The sequence below is a fragment of the Mesorhizobium amorphae CCNWGS0123 genome, assembly GCF_001686985.1.
GTDB classification, from domain to species: Bacteria; Pseudomonadota; Alphaproteobacteria; order Rhizobiales; family Rhizobiaceae; genus Mesorhizobium; species Mesorhizobium amorphae.
The window spans coordinates 5,971,911-5,997,613 of the sequence record NZ_CP015318.1 but is presented as its reverse complement, the minus strand read 5'-3'; the positions used below and the strand labels follow the sequence as shown (position 1 = coordinate 5,997,613).

Here is a 25,703-nt window from a genome sequence, read left to right as displayed (position 1 = left end):
GACAATCAACAGCATCTGGTCATCTTGTCAGTGCCGATAACTCTGGTTCGTGGCTACGGTAGGATATGGCGCTTTTCGAACTGACCCTCGTCCTGCTCCTGATCGCTGTTGCGCTGACTGCGGTGTCGCGACGTCTGGAGATCCCCTATCCCTCCCTGCTGGCGCTGGCCGGGGTTGGGATTGCCTTCGTGCCCGGCGCGCCGACGATCGAGATCGACCCGGAGCTGGCGCTTGCCCTATTCATCGCGCCGGTGCTGCTCGACGCCGCCTATGACACCTCGCTGCGCGACCTGAAGCGCTACCGGTTGTCGCTGGTGGCTCTGGCGCTTGGCGCCGTTGTCTTCACCACTGTGGTGGTTGCTTTCGTCGGTTGGAAAATGGCCGGTCTGCCGATCGCGGCAGCGATCGCGCTCGGCGCCATCGTCGCGCCGCCGGATGCGGTGGCGGCGAGCGCCGTGCTCGGCCAGTTCAAGGTGCCGCACCGCATCACCGCCATCCTGCAGGGTGAGAGCCTGCTCAACGATGCCACAGCACTGCTGATCTACCGGATCGCGGTTTCCGCTGCCATCGGCTCGGTCATGCTGAAGGACGCTGTACCTGTCATCCTGCTGTCAACGGTTGGCAGCGTTGTCGCCGGCTATCTGTTCGGCCGCTTCTCGCTGCTGACGCTCACCCGCATCGAGGACGCGGCAAGCAGCACAGTGGTGCAGTTTGCTGGGACATTTGGCGTCTGGATCCTGGCCGACAGGCTGGGGCTTTCCGCCATCATCACCATCGTCGTCTACGCCATCACCATTGCGCGCAGGGCGCCACGTCGAATGTCGGCCAGAAGGCGAGTCAGCACCTATTCGGTTTGGGAGTCGGCGGTGTTCGTGCTCAACGTGCTGGCCTTCGTGTTGATGGGTCTGCAGGCACGATCGATCGTCGGCCGGCTCTCCGGCGAAGGGCAAGGCGATGCCTTTCTCTTCGCCGCAGCGGTGCTGGCCGTCGTCATCGTGGCACGCCTCGTCTGGGTGGTGAGTTACGTCGCGATCATGCGATGGCTTGCCCGCTTCGACAGCGAAGACAAAAGGCAAGATGCGCCGACGTTTCGCGGCGCAGTGCTCGTCGGTTGGTGCGGCATGCGGGGGCTGGTGACGCTGGTGGTGGCCATTGCCCTGCCGGCCGGCTTCCCCGGCCGCGACCCGATCGTGCTTGCCGCCTTCGCGGTGGTTCTGGGCACGCTGGTGCTGCAAGGCATGAGTTTGAAGCCGCTGCTGCGGATACTCAACTTCGACCCCGACAGAACGGTCGACAACGAGGTGGCGCAGGCGCGTGTCGCCATCATGCAGGCCGCGCTCAACGTGTTGAGCGGCAAGACCTCGACTGCCGCTGCCGCGGTGCGCGAGCAATATACGGCCCAGCGCACGATCGCCGAAAACCCCGACGATGCACAGGCGGCGACGGAGTATGACCGGCTGCGCCTCTACGCCATCCACAGCCAGCGCAATGCGCTGGAGGAACTGCGCCGCAATGGTACGATAGGCGACGAGGCCTATCACCGTCTGGAGGAGGAGATCGACTGGTCCGAACTGGCGGCCTCTCCGGCCGGACGGTTCCAGCCGCTGACAACCTAGATCGGGAAAGAGAAAGCGGAACACTAGTCACATCTGGCCCAGCCCCGGCGTCGGTGCGGTCCATTGCCAGGCCTTCGCCGAACCGCTACTGCCATCACGAAATTGAGCCGGATAAGCAATGAAGCTCGTCAGCTACAACATCCAGTACGGCTTCGGCGGCGATGGCCGCTACGACCTCGCGCGCTGTGCCAAGGTCGTTGCCGGCGCCGACATCATTGCCCTGCAGGAGGTGGAGCGGCACTGGCAGCGCACAAACGAGGACGATCAGCCGGAACTTCTTTCCCGGTTGCTGCCCGACTATCACTGGGTCTATGGCCCGGCCTTCGACATGGATGCGAGCCAGGAACGCGATGGCCGCATGGTCATCCGTCGCCGGCAGTTCGGCACCATGCTGCTGTCCAGGCTGCCGATCGTCTGGTCGCGCCTGCACACGCTGCCGTTGCGCCGCACGCTGCGGCCGCTCAACACGCGCAATGCGGCGCTCGAATGCATGATCCGCACCCCCGCAGGTCCGGTGCGGGTGCTGTCGCTGCATCTTGCCCATATCGCTGCCGAGGAGCGGCTGGAGCAGATCGACCATTTGCTCAACGAACATCGCCGGGCGCCTTCCGAAGGCGGGCCATGGAGCGGCGCCGACGATGAGCCCGAGCGCAACTGGAGCAACGGCGAGCCGGAGCCGGAAAACCCGCTGGCGGCGATCTGGCTGGGCGACTTCAACATGGAGCCCGGGAGCGCCGAATACCGGCGCATCGTCGGCAGCACGCCGTATCATCGGGGTGCCGCGTATCTCGACGGCTTTGTCGATGCCACCGCCATTGCCGCCGAGCCGGTGGCGGATTTCCATACGCATGTGAAGACGATCGACGGCAAAGTGACCAAGCGCCGGCTCGACCATTGCTTTGTCGGCGGCATTTTTGCGGATCGCGTGCGCTCGGTCAGGTCCGACATCGGGGAGGTCGCCTCGGACCATTTTCCGCTGCGTGTCGACATCGACCTGGAGACGCCGCTCGCCGCTGCGACAGCCGGAGGCGGATGAGGCAGCGATGACCTTGTTCGTCTTCTTCGCGGTGCTTGCCGCCGCAGCCATGCACGCGATCTGGAATGCGCTGGTCAAGGTGCATCTCGACCGCTTCCTGTCGATCACGCTGATGACGCTCGGCATGGGCGTGGCAGGACTGGTGGTGCTGCCTTTCGTCGAGGTGCCCAGGGCCGAAGTGTGGCCCTACATCATCGCCTCGGTAATCTTCCACATGGGCTATCGAACCTTCCTCATCGGCGCCTACAGGGCCGGCGATTTCGCCCAGACCTATCCGCTGGCGCGCGGCACCGCGCCGCTGCTCGCCGCACTCGGCGGCATGGTGGTGGTCAAGGAGGTGCCGGCACCGCTTGCCATCCTCGGCATTCTGCTGTTGTCGGCCGGCACTGTGGTGATGTCGTTTCGCGGCGGCGCGCATCTGGAGCGCCTCAATCTGCGCGCGGTCGGTTTTGCGCTCGGCACCTCGATCTTCATCGCCAGCTATACGCTGTCCGACGGCAGCGGCGCGCGGCTCGCCGCCACCGCGCAGAGCTATGCCGCCTGGCTCTTCATCTGCGATGCCGTCGGAGCGCTGGTGCTGTGCCTCATCTTGCGCGGACGCCAAGCGCTGCCGGTGCTGGCGCGCGACTGGAAGGCTGGTCTGTTCACCGGCGTGCTCAGCGGTGCCGCCTACTGGATCGTGATGTGGGCGATGACCAAGGCGCCGATCGCCTCGGTCGCCTCGCTGCGCGAGACCTCCATCCTGTTCGCCATGCTGATCTCGGTCTTCGCACTGGGCGAAAAGATGACGGGCTGGCGTGGTGCCGCCGCGCTCAGCATCGTCGCCGGCGTCGTGGCGCTCAGGCTGGGTTAGCCAAGCACCGTCATCACCTGGCCGCGCCGTTCCGGACTGAAGCGGATGACGACGATGATGCAGACCGCGACCACGCCCGCGAAAAGCGCCAGCGCGTAGCCGTAGCTGCCGCCCGGAGCCTCTGCGATGCCTGCCTGGTAAGGACCGCCATAGGAGGCCGCGAGATTGCCGGCCTGGTAGATGAAGCCGGGCAAGGTCGCGCGCACGGCGCCGGGCGAAAGCTCGTTGAGGTGCACCGGAATGACGCCCCAGGCGCCCTGGACCGCGACCTGCATGATGAAGGCGCCAATGGCCAGCATGAAGGGCGTGGTCGAGTAGGCCCACAGCGGAATCGACGGCAAGGCGATCAAGCAGGCTATGGTGATCGCATTGATGCGGCCGATCTTCTCGGAAAGCGCGCCGAACGCCAGGCCGCCGACGATGGCGCCGATATTGGCGACGATGGTGATCCAGCTCACCGTATGCGGGTCGAAGCCGTGCTGCTTCTTCAGGAAGGTTGGGTAGAGGTCCTGGGTGCCATGGCTGAAGAAGTTGAAGAACATCATCAGCACGACCGCATAGAGAGCAACGCCCCAGTGCTTTTGCAGCGTTTCCAGGAGCCCCGGCCTGGCCGTTTTCTGTGCATCGACGAAAGCAGGTGATTCCGGCACGTGGGAGCGGATGAACAGGACGATTAGTGCCGGCAGGAAGCTGAGCAGGAACATGGCCCGCCAGCCGATCGTATAGCCGCCGATCGTCTGCTGATAGAGCAAGCCATAGACCACCGCCGCCAGCAGGTAGCCGGCCGGATAGCCGCACTGCAGGATGCCCGAGACCATGCCGCGTGCGCTGGGCGGGATGGACTCCATGGCAAGCGAACTGCCCAGCCCCCATTCGCCACCCATGGCGATGCCGAACAAGGCACGCAACGCCAGGAAGATGCCGAGATTGGGGGAGAAGGCAGCCAGTGCGCCGATCACCGAATAGCTGACGATGTTGAGCATCAGGATCGGCTTGCGGCCGTATTTGTCGGCGAGCATGCCGAAGAAGAATGCGCCGATGAAGCGCGTCGCCAGTGTCAGGAACAGCGCCTTGGAGACGGCCGGCACATCAGCGTGGAATTCAGTTGCAATATCCGTGAGCAGGAATGTCAGAAGGAAGAAATCAAAGGCGTCCAGGGTCCAGCCCAGAAATGACGCCAGTACGGTTTTCTTCTGCTGCGAATTAAGGGGCAAATTGTTCCTCCTTCCATCTTCACGGATGCGAGGAACTATCGGCCAGTTTGCGTAGGGCCGGTGGTCACTTTTTCGCGCGGCTCACGTGATCGAACGCCGCCCGGAATGACAGTTCCGGGACGCAGCTCGAGGGTTGGTTCTAGATCTCCAGATCGAAGACCATCAGGCCATCCGTGCCGCCCTCAAGCGCCGCGACCAGGCGAGCGCCGGCGCGCTGATGCGCTTCGTGCACCAGATAGGCGTCGCGGCAGGCGGCGTCACGGAAGTCGATGGTGAAGCCATGCGTGAAGCCGCGTGCAAAAGGTTCGGGGCTGACATTGGCACCGAATTTTACCACGTCCATGCCATCGATCGCCCAGCGCAGCGCTTCGAGATCGGCGTGGATCGCCGCACGCTCCGCGTCGGCAACATCGCTGCGGAAGCGGACGAAGACACAGTGCCTGATCATCTCTTTTGCCTCCGACTACGCCGCGCGGTTTCCAGAGAAAACAGCCGGCGCCAAGGGCTCGCGGCCGAGGATCAGGTCGGCGCCTTTTTCGCCAACCATGATGGTCGGCGCGTTGGTGTTGGAGGAGGGAACGCGCGGCATCACCGAAGCATCGCAGACGCGCAGGCCGTGGATGCCGCGCAGCCTGAGGTCCGGTGTCACCACGGCCATGTCGTCATGGCCCATGCGGCAGGTGCCGACCGGATGATGATCCGTCTTGGAACTGCGGCAGGCATAGTCGAACAGTTCGTCGTCGCTCTGCAGGGCAGGGCCGGGCAGCACCTCGCGCAGCACGTAGGGTTGAAGCGCCTTCTGGCGCATGATCTCGCGCGCCAGTCGCAGCCCCTTGATCGACATGTCGCGGTCATAGGGATCGGACCAGTAGTTCGGGTCGATCAGCGGATGGTCGGCCGGGTCGGCGCTTTTCAGCCGCACCGTGCCGCGCGAGCGTGGGCGCAGGAAGGCCGAGTTCAGCGTCACGCCAGGATTCCTGAGTTTCTCGACGCCGGCCTCGATGCCGGAGCCGAGCCCGAGATGGAACTGGATGTCGGGCGAGGCGGCGGTCGGGTCGGCGTACCAGAAGCCGCCGGTCTCGAACAGGCTGGAAGCCACCGGTCCCTTCTTCAGCAGCAGATATTGCAGGCCGGCCCAGGCCGTGCGGTGCAGCTTGGCGTAGTTGTCATAGGTGTGGTCGCCGGTGCATTCGGCGATGACGAACAGGTCGAGATGGTCCTGCATATTGGAGCCGACACCAGGCAGGTCGTGGACCGGCGTGACGCCGACCGATTTCAGGTGATCGGCAGGGCCGATGCCCGACTGCATCAAGAGCTTCGGCGAGCCGATGGCGCCGGATGAGACGATCACCTCGCGCTCGGCGCGCAGGATGTTTGTCTCGCGGCCGGGTTTGTCGACGATCTCGACGCCGATGGCGCGGCCATTTTCGACGACGATGCGGGTGACCAGCACGTCGGTCCTGACGGCCAGGTTCTTGCGGGTGCGGATCGGCTTGAGATAGGCGACCGAGGCGGATGAGCGTCGCGCGTCCTTCTGGGTGAGCTGGTAGTAGCCGACGCCTTCCTGGCTGGCTCCGTTGAAGTCGGGATTGAAGGGAATGCCCATCTCCTGGCCGGCGCGGAAATAGGCCTCGCAGATCGGTAGCGGCGAAATCGGGTTGGAGACGCCGAGCGGGCCCTGGTCGCCATGAAAGTCGTTGGCGTAGCGCTGGTTGTTCTCGGCCCGCTTGAAATAGGGCAGCACGTCGCGATAGCCCCAGCCCGCAAGGCCTTCCTCCTTCTCCCAGGCGTCGTAGTCGCGGGCATTGCCGCGCGTGTAGATCTGGGCGTTGATGGAGGAGCCGCCGCCGACCACCTTGGCCTGCGTGTACCAGAAGACGCGGTCCTTCATGTTTTTCTGCGGCACGGTCGACCAGCCCCAGGAGGCGATGCCCTTGGTCATCTTGGCGAAGCCCGCCGGCATGTGGATCAGTGGGTGCCAGTCCTTGCCGCCGGCTTCGAGCAGCAGAACCGAATTCGAGGCATCCTCGCTCAGCCGGTTGGCGAGAACGCAGCCGGCCGGGCCGGCGCCAACGATTATGTAGTCGGTCATGATCTCATCCGTTCAGAGCCTCGGCACCGAGAGCGCGCCGTCGACATTGATGATCGAGCCGGTCGAAAAGCCGAGCTTGCCACCGGCAAGGGCGGCCACCATGGCGCCGATATCGGCGGCTTCGCCCCAGCGTTTTGCCGGCACCAGACCGCCGTCGATCAGCGCGTCGTATTTGGCGGTCACGCCTGCTGTCATGTCGGTGCGGATAATGCCCGGACGCAGCTCGAACACGCCGATGTTCTCGGCGGCGAGCCTTAGCGCCAGATTCTTCACCCACATCGACAGCCCTGCCTTGGAAATGCAGTAGTCGGAACGTTCCGGCGAGGCCATCTCGGCGCTGACCGAGGTGATGGTGATGATCGATTTGGGATGGCCGCCAGGTGCTGCCAGCATTGCCTTGGCGACGGCCTGGCTGAGGAAGACGGTGCCGCGCAGATTTATGCCGAGCGCGCGGTCGAAATTCTCCGGCTTCAGCTCCAGCAGGTCGCCGCGCACGACGGCGCCGATACCGGCATTGTTGACCAGGCAGTCGATGCGGCCGAAGGCGCGCTTCGCCGCATCGACGACCGTGGCGTGAGCAGAAAGGTCGGCGATGTCGCAGTGGACGTAGGCGAACGCTGGCCCACGCGATGTGATGTTCTTTATAAGCGGCTTTGCGGGGTTTTCGGCAAGGTCGGCGACCAGGATGTCGAAGCCGGCGTTGGCCAGCGCCTCGGCGCAGGCGAGGCCAATGCCGCGCGCACCGCCGGTGACGATGGCCGCCGGGCGGGTCATGTCAGTATGTCCCTTTGGGCGTCAGCGCCGCCCCTCATCCGCCTGCCGGCACCTTCTCCCCGTATAGTGACGGGGAGAAGGGGGATGGCCGCAACGCCGGCGACCCCCTCTCCCCGTTCTTCACGGGGAGAGGGTAAGGGTGAGGGGCAGCGCCGACCGATCATGCCGCAAGCTCCACCTTGCGGATGTGGTCGGCGACGCGCAGCGCCTGCGCCGCGATCGACAGCGCCGGATTGACTGCGGCGGATGTCGGCAAAAAACTGCCGTCGACGACGAACAGATTCCGGTGGTCGAAGGCGCGGCAGAACGGGTCGAGCGGCGACGTCGCCGGGTTATCACCCATCTTCACCGTGCCGCACTGGTGCGACGGCGTGCGCTTGTCGAAAGGGCGCGACAGCACGATCGGATAGCCGCAGGCGCGGAAGTTTTCGCGCATAACCTTGGTCAGGCCTTCCAGCGACTGCATGTTGGAGCGCCGCCACTGCATGACGATGTCCTTGCCGTCGACCATGATGCGGCTTTCGGGATCAGGCAGGTCCTCGCACATCAGGTACCAGTCGACAGCGTGGGCGGCCATGAAATCGAGCGCGAATTTCGGCGCCAGTTTCACGTTCGCCCTGAGCATGTTGCCGTCGATCTTGCCGAGAAGCTGAACGTTGCCGAGCGGCTTGCCGCCCTTGCCGTCGGACAGATAGTAGTCGTTCAGCATCAGCGTCTTCTGGTAGACGGCGTCGTTCCTGCGGCGCGGATCGATCGCCAGCATGGCGCTCGAATTGTGGTTCATGAAATTGCGGCCGACCTGGTCGGAACGGTTGGCGAGACCCTTGCCGCCTCCCTTGCTATTGGGAGAAGGCGACCGCAGCAGGATGACGGCGGAATTGACAGCGCCCGCCGACAGAATGACCAGCTTCGGCGAGACTTTCTTCAGCGTCCCGTTCTGGCGGAAGTGGACAGCGGCGATGATTTTGCCGTCGGCCGAGGCTTCGAGATGCTCGACGTAAGCGCCGGTCTCGAGCCGGATGTTCTCGTCCGTCAGCGCCGCCACCAGCGGTCCCGATTGCGCGTCGATCTTGCCCTGACCGGTGTTGGGGAAAGCATCCCAGCCTGTCTTGCCGTCCTTCAGCCAGGCGTCGATGTCGACGCCGAGCGGCAGCGAAGCGGGATGAAGGCCGAGGCCTTTCAGTTCGTCGCGGGCTCGCGCGATCGGTGCCTCGTCGGGTACCGGCTTGAAAGCGTAAGGGATCGAATGGAACGGCTCGGTCGGATCCTCGCCGAGCGTGCCGCGCACGCGAAACAGCTGTTCGGCTTTCGAATACCAGGGCTCGAACTCGTCATAGGAGAACGGCCAGGCCGGCGACACGCCGCCGAAATGCTCCATGGTCGAAAAGTCTTCCTTGCGGTAGCGGATCAGCACCGCGCCATAGAATTTCGAATTACCGCCGACATAGTAGTAGTTGCCCGGATTGAAGGCTGCACCGCCGGCCTCGCGCCACATCTCTTTCGGCCGGTAATGGCCGTCGACGAAGATGGCGCGGGTGTCGCGCGTCTCGGGCGTCGCCGGCAGCGCCTCGCCGCGCTCCAGCATCAGGATCGAAGCACCGCTGCCGGCAAGGCCGGAGGCGAGCGTGGCGCCGCCGATGCCGGAGCCGATGATGACGATATCGGGGTTTGCCATCGCCGTCAGAGAATGCGCTTCTCGGTCGCCGGGTCGAAGAACACTGCCTTGGTCAGGTTGAAGGCGAGCGGCGTGATGGTGCCCGGCTGGATCTTGGCATCGGCGCGCAGCCGCGCCACCACGGCCTTGCCGCCAAGATTGGTGACCGCGAACGTGTCTGAGCCGGCCGGCTCGATCACTTCGATGTGGCAATCGGCGGTGGCTATGTTCGACGCGTTGCGCTCGGCGCCTTCCGGATCGGTCAGAGCTTCAGGGCGGACGCCGAAGATGATCTGCTTGTCCTTGAACGCCGACAGGCCAGTTGGTGCACCGGCCAGCGGCAGCGAGATCGGCTCACGTCCGTCGCGCTGCAGCACCACAGAAAGCCCGCTGCCATTGCCGCCAATCGTCGCCGGGACCAGGTTCATGGCCGGCGAGCCCATGAAGTCGGCGACGAAGATGTTGGTCGGGTTGTTGTAGATCTCGGCGGGCGTGCCGAATTGCTGCACCTCGCCGTCGCGCATGACAGCGATCTTGGTCGCCAGCGTCATCGCCTCGATCTGGTCGTGGGTGACGTAGACGATCGTCGTGCCGGTCGTGGCGTGCAGGCGCTTGATCTCGATGCGCATGTCGACGCGCAGCTTGGCGTCGAGGTTGGAGAGCGGCTCGTCGAACAGGAACAGTTTCGGGTCGCGCACCAGCGCCCGGCCCATGGCGACGCGCTGGCGCTGGCCGCCGGAAAGCTGGCTCGGCTTGCGCTGCAGCAGGTGGCCGATCTGCAAGACCTTCGCCACCTTGTCGATCGCCTTCTGGCGCTCTTCGGCTGGCACACCGCGCATCTCCATGCCGAAGGAGATGTTTCCGGCCACGGTCATGTTCGGATAGAGCGCATAGCTCTGGAACACCATGGCGATGTCGCGCTTGGACGGGTGGAGATCGTTGATCGCCCGGCCGTCGACGCGGATCTCGCCCTCGGTGATGTTTTCCAGCCCGGCGATCGTGTTGAGCAGCGTGGACTTGCCGCAGCCCGACGGGCCGACCAGCACCAGGAAGCCGCCTTTTTCGAGCTCGACATCGATGCCCTTCAGGATTTCGACCGTCCCGAAGCGCTTCCTCAGCCCATCAATTTCCAGAAAAGCCATCAGATTATCCTTTGACCGCGCCGGCCATCAGCCCGCGCACGAAGTAGCGGCCGGCGACGACGTAGACGAGAAGGGTGGGCAGTGCGGCGATCATCGCCGCCGCCATGTTGACATTGTATTCGACGACGCCGGTCGAGGTGTTGACGACGTTGTTCAGCGCCACCGTCATCGGCATCGCGTCGCCGGTGCCGGCATAGGCGGAGGCGAACAGGAAGTCGTTCCAGATGTTGGTGAACTGGTAGATGACGGTGACGACAAAGATCGGCATCGAGTTCGGCAGCATGATGCGCCGGAAGATCTGGAAGAAGGAGGCGCCGTCGACCTGCGCCGCCTTGATCAGTTCGGTCGGAAAAGCCTCGTAATAGTTGCGGAAGAACAGCGTGGTGAAACCGAGGCCATAGACGACGTGGACGAAGACGAGGTTGACGGTCGGATTGCCCAGGCCGAAGGAGAAACCGGTCGAATTCTGCAACGTCACGCCGAAACGACCTAGGCTGCCAAGAATGGTCGCCATCGGCAGCAGCACCGACTGGAACGGGATGAAGCAGGCGAACAGCATCAGCCCGAAAACCAGCGTGTGGCCGCGAAAGCGCCACTTGGTCAGCACATAGCCGTTGAGCGCGCCGAGCAGGGTCGAGATCAGCACCGCCGGGACCACCATCTTGATGGAGTTCCAGAAGTAACCTTTGATGCCGGCGCAGGTCAGGCCGACGCAGGTCTCGCCCCAGGCCTTGAACCATGGTTCGAGGGTCGGCGATTGCGGCAGCGCCAGCATGTTGCCGTTCTGGATCTCGTCCATGGTCTTGAACGAGGTGACCAGCATGACGAACAGCGGCATCAGGTAGAACAGCGCGAACAGCGCCAGCAGGCCGTAGATGACGATGCGGTTGACGGTCCTGGCGCTGATGCCGGTGCTGGCCTCGCGGGCAGGTGAGGTGACGGCGCTCATCGCGGTCTCTCCCTGAGTTCGGAATAGAGATAGGGCACGATGATCGCGGTGATGGTCATCAGCATGATCACGGCGCTGGCCGAACCGACCGCCATCTCGTTGCGTTTGAAGGTGAACTCATACATGAAGTTCGACGGTAGCCAGGCCGAGCCGCCCGGCCCGCCGCTGGTCAGCGCCACCACAAGATCGTAGGACTTGATGGCGAGGTGCGCGAGCACGATGAAGGCCGACAGGAACACCGGCCTGAGCAGCGGAATGACGATGCGGCGATAGAGCTGGAAGGTGGTGGCGCCGTCGATCTGCGCCGCCTTCATGATCTCGCCGTCGATGCCGCGCAGGCCGGCCAGGAACATCGCCATGATGAAGCCGGAAGCCTGCCAGACGCCGGCGATGACCACCGTGTAGATGACGAAATCCTTGTTCTTGATCCAGTCGAAATGGAAGCTCGTCCAGCCCCATTGATGCAGCGTCTGCTCGAGGCCGAGGCCGGGATCGAGGAACCATTTCCAGGCGACTCCGGTGACGATGAAGGACAGCGCCATTGGGTAAAGATAGATCGGCCTCAGTACGCCTTCGCCGCGGATCTTCTGGTCGAGCAGGATGGCAAGGAACAGGCCGAGCGCCAGGCAGATGAAGATGTAGAGGAAACCGAAAATGCCCATATTGGTGATCGAGGTGTACCAGCTCGACGGCGGGTCGCTCTCGAAGGTCCAGCGCCACAGCCGCTGATAGGCGCGCGGTCCGGTGATGGCGTAGGACGGGAAGGTCTTGGAATTGGTGAAGGACAGATAGATCGTCCACAGGATGAAGCCGTAGACGAAGATGACGGTTGCGGCGAAGCTCGGCGCCAGCACGATCTTCGGCAAAGCGTCCTGCAGCCGCGAGCGCACCGAGGCGCTCGGACGTGCGTTGTGCTCCGGTGTCAGCTTGATCTTGGTTTCGGCGACCGTGCTCATTGGCTCATCCAGTACCGGTTCGTGCGGAGGCTCGCCGGCGCCCGAATGCACCGATCAAAGCAGCCTCAAACCCTGCATCAAGGTGGACCTTCCCCGCTTGCGCGGGGAAGGTGCTTTCAGGTGACGAACGCCTTACTTCGCGTCGTCGATCGCCTTGACCAGCTCGGTCACGGCCTCGTCCGAGGTCTTGATCTGACCGTGGACGAATTTCGAGACGACGTCCTTGTAGGCATTGGCGACTGCAGGCGGGGCGCCATAGCCCTGGGCCAGCGAGCCGAACAGCGTGCCGCCCTCGTTGGCGGCCTTCAGGTCGGCGATGCCCTTCTTGCCGCAAGCGTCGAAGTCGGTGTCAGGCACGTCGGTGCGGGCCGGAACCGAACCCTTGACGACGTTGAAGGCCGACTGGAAGCTCTTCGACAGCGTGGCGGTGGCCAACGCGACCTGGGCGGCCTTGCGGTCATCCGGAACGTTGAACATGCCGAACATGTCGGAGTTGTAGATCACGCTGCCGTCGGTGCCCGGGAAGCGATAGCACAGGAAGTCGGTGCCCGGGGTCTTCTTGGCGGCGTTGAACTCGCCCTTGGCCCAGTCGCCCATGACCTGAACCAGCGCATCGCCCTTGATGACCATGGCGGTGGCGAGGTTCCAGTCACGGCCCGAGAAGTTCGGGTCGACATAGGTGACCAGCTTGGCGAGGTTGTCGAACGACTTCTTCATCGTGTCGGACTTCAGCGATTCCTCATCGAGGTCGTTGAAGGCCTTCTTGTAGAACTCCGGTCCGCCGGTCGACAGTACGACCGAGTCGAACATGGTGGCTTCCTGCCAGTTCTGGCCGCCGAGCGCGAGCGGGATGACGCCGCCTGCCTTGGCCTTGTCGAGCAGGGCCACGAAGTCGTCGAAGGTCTTCGGCTCGGTGCCGCCGATCTTGTCCATCACCGCCTTGTTGATCCACAACCAGTTGACCGAATGGACATTGACCGGAGCCGCGACCCATTTGCCGTCATAGACCGAGAATTTCTGCAGGGCCGCCGGAACGGACTTGTCCCAGCCTTCCTTCTTCGCGGTCTCGGTCAGGTCGCCCATGACGCCGGCGGCAGCATAGTCGAGCACGGTGTAGCCGAGCATCTGCGAGGCGGTCGGGTAATTGCCGGCCGCGACCATGGCCTTCAGCGCGGTCATGGCAGCGTCGCCGCCACCACCGGCCACCGGCACGTCCTTCCAGGCAAAGCCTTCCTTGGATAGATCCTCCTTGAGGACGTTCAGAGCAGCCGCTTCGCCGCCCGACGTCCACCAATGCAGCATCTGCACTTCCTTGACGTCCTCGGCATGCGCCGAGAACACAAAGCTCGACGCTAGAGCCGTTCCGATAAGCAGTTTGCGCAACATGTACTTCCTCCCTTGTTGCATGCACATAACCGGCGGATGTCCGCCGGGGTCTCCCAACTCAGCCGACCCACCATCCGGTGCGCTGGCCGCGATGAAACTGGATTGTCTTTTCCTCGGTATAGTCCTCGACGGCACGTTTGCCGAGTTCGCGTCCGAGACCGGACTGCTTGTAGCCGCCGAAAGGCAGTTCGGGATAACCTTCCATGAACGTGTTCACCCAAACGGTCCCCGAACGCACATTCCGCGCCACCAACATGCAGGTGTCGATGCTGGCACTCCACACGCCTGCCGACAAACCATAGGGCGTGTTGTTGGCGATGTGCAACGCCTTTTCAATCGATTCAAAAGTCAGCACGGAAAGCACCGGGCCGAACACTTCCTCGCGCGCGATCGCCATGTCCTCGGTCACGTCGCGAATGATGGTTGGGTCAAGGTATTGGCCGGCATTGGACGCCAGCTGCTTGCCGCCGCTGTAGACGCTGCTGCCGTCGCTTGCCGCCGCCGTTACATAGCCGGCTACCTTGGTGAGATGGTCGGACGAGATCATGGCGCCGACCTTGGTGCGGTCATCGAGCGGATCGCCAACGGTCACCTTGGCGGTGAGCGCCTTGACCGCCAAGAGGAAGTCGTCGGCGATCGCTTTATGGACGATCAACCGGCTACCCGCGTTGCAGCATTCGCCAGCGTTGAAGAAGCCGCCGAATACGGCTGCGTCGGCGGCAGCTGTGAGGTCGGCATCGGGGAAGACGATCTGGCCGTTCTTGCCGCCTAGTTCCATCGACACTTTCTTCAGCGAACTGGCGGCCGAGGCCATGGTCATCTTGCCGACGCGGGTGGAGCCGGTGAAGGAGACCATCTCGACCAATGGATGGCTGACCATCGGCGCGCCGACATCGCCGCCGAGACCGGCAAGGATGTTGACGACACCATTTGGCAGGCCCGCCTGCATCAGGATATCGCCGAGAACGAAGGTCGAGGCCGAGGTCATCTCGCTCGGCTTGACCACCGCCGTACAGCCGGCGGCGAGCGCGAAGGGCAGTTTCTGGCTGACGATGAGGAAGGGGAAATTCCATGGCGTGATGATCGAGACGACGCCAATCGGCTCGCGCAGCACCACACCCAGCATGGCGTCACCGAGATTGGCGTAGCTCTCGCCGTGCAGCGTGCGGGCAAGCGCGGCGGCATAGCGCCAGATGTCGACGGCGCCGCCGATCTCGCCGCGCGCCTGGGCGATCGGCTTGCCGGATTCCAGCGCATCGAGCCGGGCGATGTCCTCCAGCTGTGCCTCGATCAGGTCGGCGGCCTTGAGCAGGATCGCGGCGCGCTCGGTTGCCTTCATGCGCGGCCATGGGCCGGTCTCGAAGGCGTTGTGCGCGGCCTGGACCGCCGCCTCGACTTCCGCCTCGCCGGCCTGCGCATAGCGCGAAACGGTGAAGCCGTGGCCGGGGCTGCTGCGCTCAAGCGTGCGCCCGTCGCGGGATTCGACATGCTTGCCGTCGATCAGCAGCTGGTAGGTTTTTGGCGCTGCGGAAGCCTCGACGGGCATGGCGATGTTGAGGGGCGCGTTCATAGGATTTCCACTCTTGTCTAGGATCGCGAAAAGGCTGGCTTCTGCTTGGTCTTGAAGGCGCCGACGCCGGCCTTGAGGTCGCCCGTCAAGGCGATGAAGCCGCTGGCCAGCGCTTCTGTCGCGGCAGCGCTTTCCTCGCCCTCGGCTACCGCGATCATCAGCTTGGCGGCCTCAGTCGCCAACGGCCCGCGCTCGGCGATCTTTTCCGCCCAGGCCTTGGCCTCATCGAACGCCTTGCCAGTCTCGACAACTCTATCGACAATGCCCAAAGCGAGTGCGTCAGAGGCGAGAAAAACCTCGCCGCCGAGCGCCATGCGCCGCACCGTCTGCGCGCCGAAGCGGCGCACGGCGCGCTGCGTGCCGGACCAGCCGGGAACGACGCCGATCGAAGTCTCAGGGAAGCCAAGCTTCACCTGCGTTTCCGCGACGCGGAAGTCGCAGGCGACCGCCAGTTCCAGCCCACCGCCCAGCGCATGGCCGGACAGCACCGCGATGGTCGGCTGCCGCAGCCGCGCCAGCCGGTCGAAGACGCGGTGGCCGTAGCGGACCCATTGCACCTGGAAATCGGCGGCGCTCATTTGCGCCCAGGCCTCGACATCGCCGCCGGCACAAAAGCCCTTGCCTTCGCCACGGACGAGTACGACACGCACACCCTCGGCTATCTCAGCCTCGTCGAGCGCCGTTTCCAGCGCCCGCAGCATCGGGATATCGAGCGCGTTGAATTTCTCCGGCCGGCGCAGCGTGACGATGCCGATGGCGCCGTCCTGCTCGAAGGTGACAAGATGCTCAGCCATGCGTGCCTCCGAGCGAGGCGCCGCCATTAAGCGACAGGCCGATCGGCCGATCCTGATAGAGTGCGGACGGTATCACCTTGAGGTCGTTGGCGATGCCGAGCGGGATCTCGGCCTGCGCCAGCACATCGCGTTCCAGGTCGATGCCGGGTGCAAGTTCCGTCACCATCAACCCGTCCGGTGTCAGCTTCATCACGCAGCGTTCGGTGACATAGGTGATGTCCTGTCCCTGCGCGACCGCGCGCTTTCCCGAGAACGAGATGTGCTCGACCTCGTCGACCACCTTCTTGACCTTGCCCTCCTGGTCGATGCGGATGCCGCCATCGGCCAGCGAGAGTTTGGCCCCGGCATTGAAAAAGCCGGAGAAGACGATCTTTTTCGCGCGGGCAGTAATGTCCACAAAACCGCCGGCGCCGGCGGTGACATGCGGCCTTGCCGAAAGCTTCGAGACGTTGACCGAGCCATGGCGGTCGATCTGCAGGAAGGACAGCAGCGAGGCATCGAAACCACCGGCCTGGAAATAGATGAACTGATGCGGCGAGGGCATGATCGCTTCGGCATTGGATGCGCAGCCGAACTTGAAGTCCAGCAGCGGCACGCCGCCGACCGCACCCTGTTCGATCACCCAGGTGACCTTGCCGTGCTGGCCTTCCTCCAGAAGGATGCGCGGCACATTGGCCGAGATGCCGAAGCCGATGTTGACGGCCATGCCGTCACGCAATTCCATGGCGACGCGCCGCGCGATCACCTTCTGGACGTTCATCTCGGCATTGCGGAAGGTCGACAGCGGTCGGAAGATCTCACCCGAGATTGCCGGGTCGTAAGGCGTCAGCGTCGTCTGCAACTGGTCGGGCGCAACGACGATGTGGTCGACCAGCACGCCGGGCACGCGCACATCATGCGGCTTCAGCGTGCCGTTCTCGACGACGCGCTTGACCTGCGCGATGACGATGCCGCCATTGTTGCGGGCGGCCAAAGCCTGCTCGAGGCCGCCGAGATAGGCGCCCTCATGCTCATAGGTGAGGTTGCCGCGCTCGTCGGCGGTCGTGGCCCGGATGATCGAAACATGCGGAACGATCGCGCGGAAATAGAGCCATTCCTCGCCGTCGAATTGCTCGACCGAAACGATCGGCTCGCTGGCGGCGGCGTTCATGGCGCAGCCCTGGTGGCGCGGGTCGGTGAAGGTGTCGAGACCGACCTTGGTCAGCACGCCCGGGCGCTTGGCCGCGGCCTCGCGGTGCATGTCGAAGAGGATGCCGGAGGGCACATTGTAGGCAGCGACCGAATTGTCGCCGATCATCTTCCAGATCTGCGGCGGCTCGGAGGACGACGGTCCTGACGGGTAGGAGCCGCACAAGGTGCGCTTCAACAGGCCGGGCTTGGCGAGATGGTCGATGCCCTTGATGCCGTACATGTCGCCGGCGGCGATCGGATGCAGCGTGGTGATGTTCTGCGGATGGCCCTCAGTTTCGAAGCGCTCGCCGATCGCGGCAAGCACCGCGTCCGGGCAGCCAAGGCCGCTCGATGACGAGACAGAGACGACCATGCCGTCCTTGATCAGGCTGGCGGCCTGCGCGGCGGAAACGACCTTGCTCACGCGGCGCTCCCAAGTTTCGGGTCGATTGCGACCGCCTTGCCTGATTTCGCGGACTGCAAGGCTGCCTCGGCCGATGCCAGCGACCAGACGCCGTCTTCACCCGTCGCGGATGGCTGGCCGTCGCCGTGGATGGCGGCATGGAACTGGCGCAGCGACCTCGTGTAGAGATCCTCGCGGTCGAAGCTCAATTCTTCTTCGCCCTTTGCGGTGCGCAGCAGCACCGAGCCGACCGGCTTCTGGGTCATGACGTTGCTGGCGAAGAGCGAGCCTTCCGAACCGTGCACCTCGAAGCCGGTGCCGGCGAACTTGGTCGTGAAGCCTTCATGCGACTGGGCAATGACGCCGGACTTGAAGCGCCAGATGCACATGGCTCCGTCCTCCAGACCGCCATTGGCCATGCCCGCCGATTGCGTGAAGGCGGAAATCTCGACCGGATCGTCGCCGAGCACGAAGCGCAGCGTGTCGGCGTCGTGTACGGTGATATCGAGCACCACGCCGCCGCCCGCCTCGGGCCTGGTGATGCGCCATCCCTGCAGGTTCTCGGGCAGATAGACCGAGTGAAAAACGCGCGCGGCGACCGGCTTGCCGATGCGGCCAGAGGCGATCGCTTCGCGCATGGCGCGGTGCGAGCCGGCATTGCGCAGATGATGGTTGGTGCCGAGCACGACGCCAGCCGCCTTGGCGGCGTCGACCATCTTGCGCGCATCGGCGCTGCTCAGCGCCAGCGGCTTCTCGCACAGCACATGCTTGCCCGCCTTGATCGCTGCCAGCGCCTGTTCGAGGTGCAATTCATTGGTGGTCGAGATGTAGACGGCGTCGATGTCGGCATTGAGCAGTGCGTCGAGTGTCGACACCGCGACCGGAATTCCATTTTCGCCAGCATAGGCCGCGGCGCGCTCCTGGCTGGAGCTCATCACCGCAACGATCTCGCCATCGACCTGTGCACGGATGGCATCGATCATGAATTGCCTGGCGATCGTGCTGGCGCCGATCAGACCCCATCTGACGCTCATGCCGCATCTCCCATTCCTGCGCGGCGATCGGGACCGCAGCTGTCCCTGACGACGAGATTGACCGCGCCGATATGATCCTCGGCGCGCGTGGTGCGCGACTGGATCATCTTCAGCATGACATGGGCGGCGCGCTCGCCGAGGCCTGCCGAGTCCACCGCGACGCTGGTCAGCGCCGGCATGTAATGCTCGGCCTCGGCCACGTCGTCGAAGCCGACGACGGCAAAATCCGCACCCGGCTCAAGACCGCGCTTGCGCAGCGCCAGCATGGCGCCGAAGGCGACTGCGTCGTTGAAGCACAGCGCCGCCGTCGGCGGCGCGGCCATGGCGAGCGCTGTCTCCATGCAGGCGATGCCGCCCTTGCGACTGGTCTCGCCTTCGAAGATCAGCCTGTCACCAGCGGCGATGCCCAGCGTTTCACAGGCCTCGCGGAAACCGCCCAATCGTTCGTGATAGACCACCAGATCGGAGGAGCCGCCGAAGAAGGCCAGCCGGCGATGGCCCTTGCCGATCAGATGGGCGGTGGCGAGCCAGGCACCGCGATGATTGTCGGGCGCGATCACCGGGATGCGGCTTTCGGGCAAGCGGCGCATGGCGAAGACGACCGGCAGGCCTGCCGTCTCCAGGCGGCGGAAAGCGCCCGGCGTGGTGCCGCGCGCCGGCGACACGATCAGCCCGGCGACGCCCTGTTCCATCAGCGACTTCAGCACCTCCTCCTGGCGCACCGGGTTCTCCGCCGTGTTGGCGATGAAGGGCACGATTCCGGCCGACTGGAAGACACGTTCCATGCCGACCGCCAGTTCGGCGAAGAAGGGGTTGGTGAGATCGTTGATGACCATGCCGATGACATTGGAGTGGGCCTTGCGCAGATTGGCGGCGCCGCGGTTGTAGACATAGCCGACATCCTCGATCGCCTTGCGCACCTTGACCGCGGTTTCAGGCCGGATCAGCCCGCTGCCCTGGAGCACGAGCGATACCGTCGATTTGGACACGCCCGCCTCCCGGGCAATGTCGAGTATCGTCGCCTTGGCCCGGCTGGCCATCCAGATGCGTCCTCCCGATATTTCTGGTCGAATTTATTGGAACGTTCTAATCACCATCAAGAATGGGAGTCAATCCGGATTTTTCTCGCTTGCGAAAAATTGATCGATCCGCGTCTAAAATTCATCCCCGGCAAGGGTTCCTGTGTTGCGATGCAGCATCCAGTTGCGCCGCGCAAGAGAATCATAAAGGTTCTTGATTTATTGGAACGTTCCATTTATAGGCGCGACAAAGGGAGAGCTTCATGGACATCACCTTGCCCATAGAGGGCGGTCGTCGCGCCACCTACCGGCTGGTCGGCCAGCCGGTGCAACCGGTGGCCGGCGCGCGGTTTTCGCGCATCGCCTATGCCGCCGCCCATGTCGTTGCAGATCCTCTGGCGATGACCGATCCGTGGTCGCAACCCGTCGTCGACTGGGACAGAACGATGGCGTTTCGCCATCATCTGTGGGCGCTTGGCTTCCGCATCGCCGAGGCGATGGATACTTCGCAGCGCGGCATGGGTTTCGACTGGGCGAGCGCGAAGGAATTGATCCGGCGTTCGATCGCCGAGGCGCGCACGGTGCCGGGTGCCGACCTCGCTTCGGGCGCCGGCACCGACCATCTGGCACCTGCAGCCGCAAAGACGCTCGACGATGTAATTCGCGCCTATGAGGAGCAGTTCGCCTTCATCGAAGGCGAGGGCGGCAAGGCCATCATGATGGCCAGCCGCGCGCTGGCGGCCGTCGCCAACGGACCGGACGACTATGCCCGCGTCTACGACCGCATCCTCTCACAGGCCTCCGGCAAGGTCATCCTGCACTGGCTGGGCGATATGTTCGATCCGGCACTGAAAGGCTATTGGGGCAGCAACGATTTCGAGGCGGCGCTCAACACGGTCGTCGCCATCATCGAGCGGCATGCCGGCAAGGTCGAGGGCATAAAAATATCGCTGCTCGATGCCAGCAAGGAGGTGTTGCTCCGCGACCGGCTGCCGGAAGGCGTCGTGATGTTCACCGGCGACGATTTCAACTATCCAGAGCTGATCGCCGGCGACGGCAGGAGACATTCACACGCGCTGCTCGGCATCTTCGACGCCATCGCGCCGGTCGCCAATGCCGCGCTGGCGAAGCTCGCCAAAGGCGATCATACCGGCTACGACGCGCTGATGGCGCCGACCGTGCCGCTGTCGCGAAAAATCTTCGAAGCACCGACCGAATATTACAAGGCCGGCATCGTCTTCATGGCCTGGCTGAACGGCCACCAGGGCCATTTCTCGATGGTCGGCGGCATGCAATCGGCGCGCGGTATCCGCCACTATGCCGATGTCTTTCGGCTCGCCGATCAAGCCGGGTTGCTGGCCGACCCGGAACTTGCCGTCGCCAGGATGAAACACCTCTGCGCGGTCGCCGGCGCCTGAGCAAGGAGGCTTTGTCTCCACCTCGGGCCGATGTTCGGATTTGCCTTGCCTGGGCAAATCTGTATTCGGTATGGCCTATGGGAGGGACGAGCAGGGCATGACCGACAAGGTAGCTTTGATCACCGGCGTGACCGGCCAGGACGGCGCCTATCTGGCACAGTTGCTGCTGCAGAAGGGCTATGTCGTGCATGGCGTCAAACGCCGTTCTTCTTCCTTCAACACCGAGCGCGTCGACGACATCTATGTCGATCCGCATGAGCGCGGCGCCCGTTTCTTTCTGCACTATGGCGATCTGACCGACTCGACCAATTTGATCCGCCTGGTGCAGGAGACGAAGCCGAGCGAAATCTACAATCTCGGCGCCCAGAGCCATGTCCAGGTGAGCTTCGAGACACCTGAATACACCGGCAATGCCGATGCGCTCGGCACGCTCAGGCTGCTGGAGGCAATCCGCATCCTTGGCCTCGAAAAGTCGGTGCGTTTCTATCAGGCGTCGACATCGGAGCTTTACGGAAAGGTTGCTGAAACCCCGCAAAGCGAGACCACGCCCTTCTATCCGCGCTCGCCCTATGCGGCGGCCAAGCTCTACGCCTACTGGATCACGGTCAACTACCGCGAAGCCTACGGCATGTTTGCCGCCAACGGCATCCTGTTCAACCATGAGAGCCCGACACGCGGCGAAACCTTCGTCACCCGCAAGATCACGCGCGCCGTCGCGGCGATCCATCGCGGGCTGCAGGACACGCTCTATCTCGGCAATATCGACGCCAGGCGCGACTGGGGCCATGCGCGCGACTATGTCGAAGGCATGTGGCGCATCCTGCAGCATAGCGAGGCCGATGATTTCGTGCTGGCGACGGGCGAGATGCACTCCGTGCGCGAGTTCGTCGAACTGGCTTTTTCCGAGACCGGACGCACCATTCGCTGGCAAGGCCAAGGCGTCGATGAAGTCGGTATGGATGCCGGTTCGGGCGCCGTGCTGATACGCATCGACCCGCGCTATTTCAGGCCGACGGAGGTCGAGATGCTTGTCGGCGACGCATCCAAGGCGCGAGCCAGGCTTGGCTGGTCGCACACGATTGGCTTCAAGGAGTTGGTCGCGGAAATGGTGCAGGCCGACCTGGTGCGCGCCGTCGACGACATCCGACGCAACGGTCAGCAGTCATAGGACGCAGCGATGACTTTCCAGCTTCGGGGCAAGCGGGTTTTTGTTGCCGGGCATCGCGGCATGGTCGGCTCGGCAATCGTGCGCCGGCTGGTGGGCGAGGATTGCGAGATCCTGACCGCGCCGCGTGAGCAGCTTGATCTTCTCGACCAGGCCGGCGTGCGGCGCTGGATGGCCGAGTGCAGGCCGGACGCGGTGGTGATGGCGGCGGCCAAGGTCGGCGGCATCCTGGCCAATGACAGGTTCCCGGTCGATTTCCTGCATGAAAATCTCGTCCTGCAGACCAACGTCATCGAGGCCGCCTTTCGCAATGGAGTGGAGAAACTCCTGTTTCTTGGCTCGTCCTGCATCTATCCGAAGCTCGCGCCGCAGCCGATCCCCGAAGACGCGCTGCTGACCGGCCCGCTCGAGCCGACCAATGAATGGTATGCGGTCGCCAAGATCGCCGGGCTGAAACTCGCCCAGGCCTACCGTCGCCAGTATGGCGTCGATTACATTTCGGCGATGCCGGCCAATCTTTATGGTCCGGGCGACAATTTCGACCTCTCGACCAGCCACGTCGTGCCGGCGCTGATGCGCAAGGCGCATGAGGCCAGGCGCACAGGCGGCAAGACCCTGGAGGTCTGGGGATCGGGCACGCCGATGCGCGAGTTCCTGCATGTCGACGACGCCGCCGACGCCCTGGTCTGGCTTCTGAAAAATTATGCCGGAGACAGCCATGTCAATGTCGGCTCGGGAGAGGACATCAGCATTGCGGATCTGGCCCGCACCATCGTATCCGTCGTCGGCGCGGAAGCAGCGATCGCATTCGATCCGACGAAGCCGGATGGCACGCCGCGCAAGCTGTTGGATGTGTCGCGCCTGTTTGCCACGGGATGGCGTCCGGGCTACTCGCTTCGCAGTGGATTGGAACAGACCTATGCGTGGTTTCTCCAGCATGTTGAGAAGGGTGATGTCCGCCTCGGCGCGGTCTGAACCCCGATCGACGCTGATTGCAGCCACGAGAGATGACGGTCTGGGCGGCCGTCTCCTCTCGAAGCTGCGGTCACGGCTCTGGAAAGCAGATCTGAGAATCTGACTGTTTGTTTTGCGCAATTCCGGACGGAACAGCTACGCACTTTTCCTGGAATTGCTTAGGCCCTTCTCCACATCCAGAACGGAGCGATGCCTTCGTCCGGGTGGAAGACGGGCGTGACGGTCTGCGCCTCGGCGTTGGGGATCGCTGCTTCGGGATCGTGGTGCGCAAGATCGAGCAATAGCGGCCAAAGCCGGTGCGGATCGATCGCATCCATCGGCGTGGTGTGATGGCTGTCGATATTCGCCGCCAGCCAGCGCAAGGCACGGACCAGCCCCGGTCCTCCGCCGGCACGATGCTGCCAAATATCGTCGCCGACCGAGGACTGGACGCGCGCCAGCGTCGTCCAGCCCTGCAAGGTAAACAGCGTGTAGTGTCTGGGGCGGGTGCGCGACAATTCCCTCGGCAGCGATCCGTCGGGCGCGATCTGATCCGTCAGTCTCTCCCTGGCGCGACGGCCGATGCCGGCCAGCGTTGCGCTTTCCCCCAGGAATGCGGCGATCGACGCCCGCTGCAGGTCAAAGAACACACCGTGGTTGTTGAGGCGCTTGGACGCCGCCACCGCGGCCGGCGCCGTGTCCAGCCATTGGCGGTATGAACCAAGCCAGGATCTGAATGCTTCCCCTTCACTTGCGTCCAATACGCCGGCGCGTTCGATCAGACGAACCGCGTCGAGGAAGAAATAGAGATCCTTGAGCTCGATGATACCTTGCCCGTTCCCTTCGTTGTCGTCGTGACCGAACCGCACCTGCGCGTAGCGCATATGCGGGTTCATTCTTGTCGCGGGATCGATGAACCATGTGCGGACGAGCCCGGCGGCGTGGCCGGCATAGTGCCGTTCGCCAAGCACGGTCGCCGCCAGGGCAAGCACGGTGGTATCGTCCAGCAATCGCTGCAGGCGCGTACGATCGTAGGCTTCGCTGCCCGCTTCATACATTGTGGTGCCGGGTGCGCGTTGGCCGTCGCGCCAGACAAAGGGAAGTCCGCCAGGCTTGTGTGGATCAGGCCACCAATAGGGCGCCGGCTGGAAATAGTCGTGCGGATCGCCGCTTGGTGCGGTGCCGGTCTTGTCCGTCACGCTGAACGGACCGCGGGTCAGCGCCTGGTCGGCGCAGATCCGCAAATGCCGCTGAAGATCGGCGTCCTTTCTGGAGGCGGCGGTGAGCGCGTCTTCGTCGTAGAAGGCCAGGCGCGACGGATCGAGCCTGGCAGAGACCGCCCTCGCGTCACAGCGGTCGAGCATGTCGATGATCGCCTCGTCGCGGCTGCTCCAGCGGGCGAGGAAGCCCGCCTTGCCGATTTCAAGATGCGAGCGCCCTGAATCCAGGCGCGCGACCCAGCCGGCATTCTGGAAAAGTCCAGCGGTGGGCGAGAGGGGCCGACGCGGGAAATCCCACCGGTCGTCGCGGAACCGGTCCCACTGCCCGGGAACGCCAAGCCGCCACAGCATTTCGACCTTCGGCCGGCGTCCATAGGGATAGTTTTCGTCGAACAGTTCGGTCGTATCGGTTCGAAATATGATTTGCGGCTCTTCGCTTGCCTGCGGCTTGAAGGCCGCGTCGAGCAGAAGTGCGTTGTCGACGATGCGCGCCATCGGTACCACGACATAGTGGAAATGCGGGTTTTCTCCGATTGCCGCCCGGATCTGCTGGTAGGCCGACAGCGTCAGGTAGCTGTTGCCGTCCCACGGCATCAGCCACTTCGCCCGCCCGCGGGCGATCTCAAGAGCCGTGTTGCGCGCGCCGTTGTTGTTCATCACATAGAGGTTCTTGCCGCGCCGGATGTGCGTTTCATAACGCGCGGCATTCGGCTCGGCCATTCGGACGCTGTCCGAAGACCTGAACAGGCCCGTGGCCAGTTCGTCCATGTTCCAGGGAATTTGGCGATAGGCATCGAGGTCGAAAGGGATCCTGTGGAAGTCCTGGTTCCGGCTTTCCAGCAGGCCGATGATGCGGGCCTCTTCCTCGGGGTCCGTTATCCGGTTGACGATCCAGAATTTCTCGCAGTCCGGGAAGGCGGGTTCGTTGTCCAGGATGAACCGGGCGTTGTCGTATGATTGGCCCTTGCGGTGTCGCGGCTCGAGGTCATTGCCGATGATGCGGACAAGCATGAAGCTGTCCTTCAGGCGCGAAATCGGCGACGCCGCGTAGCCGTCACGCGCCGCCTTTATACGCAGCCTCACCGTATGCCGGTGTTCGAGCTTGCGTTTCGCTGAAACCAGCACCCCGCCAAGGCTCGTGAGCGGCGACTTGAGATGCTTTTTCGACCGCTCGAGCTCGAGGAGTATTCGTTGCCAGGTGGACCGCCGCTCGGCCGGAACTGGGGTCATGGCTGTCCGCCAGGGAGCACGCGGGGGCGGTCACATGTCATCACGGACCATCCG

The 25,703-nt window shown here is 63.8% G+C and carries 21 protein-coding genes; 6 read left to right on the top strand and 15 right to left on the bottom strand.

What is annotated here, in order from left to right; all coding sequences use genetic code 11:
* The first annotated feature begins 65 nt into the window (after window positions 1–65).
* From A6B35_RS28185 to A6B35_RS28175, 3 genes are all read left to right on the top strand, one after another.
* Window positions 66–1,616, top strand: coding sequence for a cation:proton antiporter (locus tag A6B35_RS28185; RefSeq protein WP_006206230.1), 1,551 nt, complete (start codon window positions 66–68; stop codon window positions 1,614–1,616).
* A gap of 118 nt (window positions 1,617–1,734) precedes the next feature.
* Window positions 1,735–2,652, top strand: coding sequence for an endonuclease/exonuclease/phosphatase family protein (locus A6B35_RS28180; RefSeq protein WP_006206229.1), 918 nt, complete (start codon window positions 1,735–1,737; stop codon window positions 2,650–2,652).
* A gap of 7 nt (window positions 2,653–2,659) precedes the next feature.
* Entirely contained in the window at window positions 2,660–3,505 is an 846-nt protein-coding gene (locus A6B35_RS28175; protein WP_006206228.1) for an EamA family transporter, read from the top strand.
* Here the strand turns inward: A6B35_RS28175 and A6B35_RS28170 are convergent.
* The 14 genes from A6B35_RS28170 to A6B35_RS28105 all read right to left on the bottom strand — a co-directional run bounded on the left by A6B35_RS28170 (window position 3,502) and on the right by A6B35_RS28105 (window position 19,683).
* Window positions 3,502–4,719 (bottom strand): MFS transporter, encoded by a 1,218-nt coding sequence (locus A6B35_RS28170; protein WP_006206227.1) that lies wholly within the window; start codon window positions 4,717–4,719, stop codon window positions 3,502–3,504. The two genes, A6B35_RS28175 and A6B35_RS28170, sit on opposite strands and share 4 nt — an antisense overlap.
* 139 nt (window positions 4,720–4,858) lie before the next feature.
* Window positions 4,859–5,167 (bottom strand): Dabb family protein, encoded by a 309-nt coding sequence (locus A6B35_RS28165; RefSeq protein ID WP_006206226.1) that lies wholly within the window; start codon window positions 5,165–5,167, stop codon window positions 4,859–4,861.
* Between the two features lie 15 nt (window positions 5,168–5,182).
* Window positions 5,183–6,814 (bottom strand): GMC family oxidoreductase, encoded by a 1,632-nt coding sequence (locus A6B35_RS28160; protein WP_193364580.1) that lies wholly within the window; start codon window positions 6,812–6,814, stop codon window positions 5,183–5,185.
* Between the two features lie 9 nt (window positions 6,815–6,823).
* The gene (locus A6B35_RS28155; RefSeq protein ID WP_006206224.1) at window positions 6,824–7,585 is read right to left on the bottom strand and encodes a 3-ketoacyl-ACP reductase; all 762 of its coding nucleotides are present in this window, start codon (window positions 7,583–7,585) and stop codon (window positions 6,824–6,826) included.
* 160 nt (window positions 7,586–7,745) lie between these two features.
* Window positions 7,746–9,260 carry a GMC oxidoreductase gene (locus A6B35_RS28150; RefSeq protein ID WP_006199494.1) on the bottom strand — a complete coding sequence of 505 codons (1,515 nt, stop codon included), beginning with the start codon at window positions 9,258–9,260 and terminating at the stop codon, window positions 7,746–7,748.
* Window positions 9,261–9,265: 5 nt separating this feature from the next.
* Entirely contained in the window at window positions 9,266–10,381 is a 1,116-nt protein-coding gene (locus tag A6B35_RS28145) for an ABC transporter ATP-binding protein (RefSeq protein ID WP_006199493.1), read from the bottom strand.
* A 4-nt stretch (window positions 10,382–10,385) separates the two neighbouring features.
* On the bottom strand, window positions 10,386–11,330 hold the full coding sequence (locus tag A6B35_RS28140; protein WP_006199492.1) for a carbohydrate ABC transporter permease: 945 nt from the start codon (window positions 11,328–11,330) through the stop codon (window positions 10,386–10,388).
* Window positions 11,327–12,286, bottom strand: a complete 960-nt coding sequence (locus tag A6B35_RS28135) for a carbohydrate ABC transporter permease (RefSeq protein ID WP_006199491.1) — start codon at window positions 12,284–12,286, stop codon at window positions 11,327–11,329. The genes A6B35_RS28140 and A6B35_RS28135 overlap by 4 nt, the downstream gene beginning before the upstream one ends.
* Window positions 12,287–12,418: 132 nt before the next feature.
* Window positions 12,419–13,672 (bottom strand): ABC transporter substrate-binding protein, encoded by a 1,254-nt coding sequence (locus tag A6B35_RS28130; protein ID WP_006199490.1) that lies wholly within the window; start codon window positions 13,670–13,672, stop codon window positions 12,419–12,421.
* Window positions 13,673–13,730: 58 nt separating this feature from the next.
* A complete protein-coding gene (locus A6B35_RS28125) occupies window positions 13,731–15,242 on the bottom strand; it encodes an aldehyde dehydrogenase family protein (protein WP_006199489.1) in 1,512 nt (503 codons plus the stop codon).
* Window positions 15,243–15,259: 17 nt separating this feature from the next.
* On the bottom strand, window positions 15,260–16,036 hold the full coding sequence (locus A6B35_RS28120) for an enoyl-CoA hydratase/isomerase family protein (protein ID WP_006199488.1): 777 nt from the start codon (window positions 16,034–16,036) through the stop codon (window positions 15,260–15,262).
* Window positions 16,029–17,630, bottom strand: coding sequence for an acyl CoA:acetate/3-ketoacid CoA transferase (locus tag A6B35_RS28115; RefSeq protein ID WP_006199487.1), 1,602 nt, complete (start codon window positions 17,628–17,630; stop codon window positions 16,029–16,031). Before A6B35_RS28115 ends, A6B35_RS28120 begins: the two co-directional genes overlap by 8 nt.
* Window positions 17,627–18,643, bottom strand: a complete 1,017-nt coding sequence (locus A6B35_RS28110) for a Gfo/Idh/MocA family protein (RefSeq protein ID WP_006199486.1) — start codon at window positions 18,641–18,643, stop codon at window positions 17,627–17,629. Before A6B35_RS28110 ends, A6B35_RS28115 begins: the two co-directional genes overlap by 4 nt.
* Complete coding sequence (locus A6B35_RS28105; RefSeq protein ID WP_006199485.1) at window positions 18,640–19,683, bottom strand: LacI family DNA-binding transcriptional regulator; 1,044 nt, start codon at window positions 19,681–19,683, stop codon at window positions 18,640–18,642. The genes A6B35_RS28110 and A6B35_RS28105 overlap by 4 nt, the downstream gene beginning before the upstream one ends.
* A 242-nt stretch (window positions 19,684–19,925) precedes the next feature.
* Here A6B35_RS28105 and A6B35_RS28100 point away from each other — a divergent pair, with 242 nt between their 5' ends.
* From A6B35_RS28100 to fcl, 3 genes are all read left to right on the top strand, one after another.
* The gene (locus A6B35_RS28100) at window positions 19,926–21,080 is read left to right on the top strand and encodes a dihydrodipicolinate synthase family protein (RefSeq protein WP_006199484.1); all 1,155 of its coding nucleotides are present in this window, start codon (window positions 19,926–19,928) and stop codon (window positions 21,078–21,080) included.
* 97 nt (window positions 21,081–21,177) lie between these two features.
* Window positions 21,178–22,248 (top strand): GDP-mannose 4,6-dehydratase, encoded by a 1,071-nt coding sequence (gmd, locus tag A6B35_RS28095; RefSeq protein ID WP_006199483.1) that lies wholly within the window; start codon window positions 21,178–21,180, stop codon window positions 22,246–22,248.
* A 9-nt stretch (window positions 22,249–22,257) separates the two neighbouring features.
* A complete protein-coding gene (fcl, locus tag A6B35_RS28090) occupies window positions 22,258–23,220 on the top strand; it encodes a GDP-L-fucose synthase (protein ID WP_006199482.1) in 963 nt (320 codons plus the stop codon).
* Window positions 23,221–23,378: 158 nt separating this feature from the next.
* On the opposite strand, the gene A6B35_RS28085 is transcribed toward fcl, so the two are convergent.
* A complete protein-coding gene (locus A6B35_RS28085; protein ID WP_006199481.1) occupies window positions 23,379–25,649 on the bottom strand; it encodes an alginate lyase family protein in 2,271 nt (756 codons plus the stop codon).
* Window positions 25,650–25,703 lie beyond the last annotated feature (54 nt).

Excerpts from the sequence above, each read along its gene's own strand:
- A6B35_RS28185 (WP_006206230.1), top strand. The coding sequence starts at position 66 with ATGGCGCTTTTCGAACTGACCCTCGTCCTGCTCCTGATCGCTGTTGCG.
- A6B35_RS28180 (WP_006206229.1), top strand. The coding sequence starts at position 1,735 with ATGAAGCTCGTCAGCTACAACATCCAGTACGGCTTCGGCGGCGATGGC.
- A6B35_RS28175 (WP_006206228.1), top strand. The coding sequence starts at position 2,660 with ATGACCTTGTTCGTCTTCTTCGCGGTGCTTGCCGCCGCAGCCATGCAC.
- A6B35_RS28165 (WP_006206226.1), bottom strand. The coding sequence starts at position 5,167 with ATGATCAGGCACTGTGTCTTCGTCCGCTTCCGCAGCGATGTTGCCGAC.
- A6B35_RS28155 (WP_006206224.1), bottom strand. The coding sequence starts at position 7,585 with ATGACCCGCCCGGCGGCCATCGTCACCGGCGGTGCGCGCGGCATTGGC.
- A6B35_RS28150 (WP_006199494.1), bottom strand. The coding sequence starts at position 9,260 with ATGGCAAACCCCGATATCGTCATCATCGGCTCCGGCATCGGCGGCGCC.
- A6B35_RS28145 (WP_006199493.1), bottom strand. The coding sequence starts at position 10,381 with ATGGCTTTTCTGGAAATTGATGGGCTGAGGAAGCGCTTCGGGACGGTC.
- A6B35_RS28140 (WP_006199492.1), bottom strand. The coding sequence starts at position 11,330 with ATGAGCGCCGTCACCTCACCTGCCCGCGAGGCCAGCACCGGCATCAGC.
- A6B35_RS28135 (WP_006199491.1), bottom strand. The coding sequence starts at position 12,286 with ATGAGCACGGTCGCCGAAACCAAGATCAAGCTGACACCGGAGCACAAC.
- A6B35_RS28130 (WP_006199490.1), bottom strand. The coding sequence starts at position 13,672 with ATGTTGCGCAAACTGCTTATCGGAACGGCTCTAGCGTCGAGCTTTGTG.
- A6B35_RS28125 (WP_006199489.1), bottom strand. The coding sequence starts at position 15,242 with ATGAACGCGCCCCTCAACATCGCCATGCCCGTCGAGGCTTCCGCAGCG.
- A6B35_RS28120 (WP_006199488.1), bottom strand. The coding sequence starts at position 16,036 with ATGGCTGAGCATCTTGTCACCTTCGAGCAGGACGGCGCCATCGGCATC.
- A6B35_RS28110 (WP_006199486.1), bottom strand. The coding sequence starts at position 18,643 with ATGAGCGTCAGATGGGGTCTGATCGGCGCCAGCACGATCGCCAGGCAA.
- A6B35_RS28105 (WP_006199485.1), bottom strand. The coding sequence starts at position 19,683 with ATGGCCAGCCGGGCCAAGGCGACGATACTCGACATTGCCCGGGAGGCG.
- A6B35_RS28100 (WP_006199484.1), top strand. The coding sequence starts at position 19,926 with ATGGACATCACCTTGCCCATAGAGGGCGGTCGTCGCGCCACCTACCGG.
- gmd (WP_006199483.1), top strand. The coding sequence starts at position 21,178 with ATGACCGACAAGGTAGCTTTGATCACCGGCGTGACCGGCCAGGACGGC.
- fcl (WP_006199482.1), top strand. The coding sequence starts at position 22,258 with ATGACTTTCCAGCTTCGGGGCAAGCGGGTTTTTGTTGCCGGGCATCGC.
- A6B35_RS28085 (WP_006199481.1), bottom strand. The coding sequence starts at position 25,649 with ATGACCCCAGTTCCGGCCGAGCGGCGGTCCACCTGGCAACGAATACTC.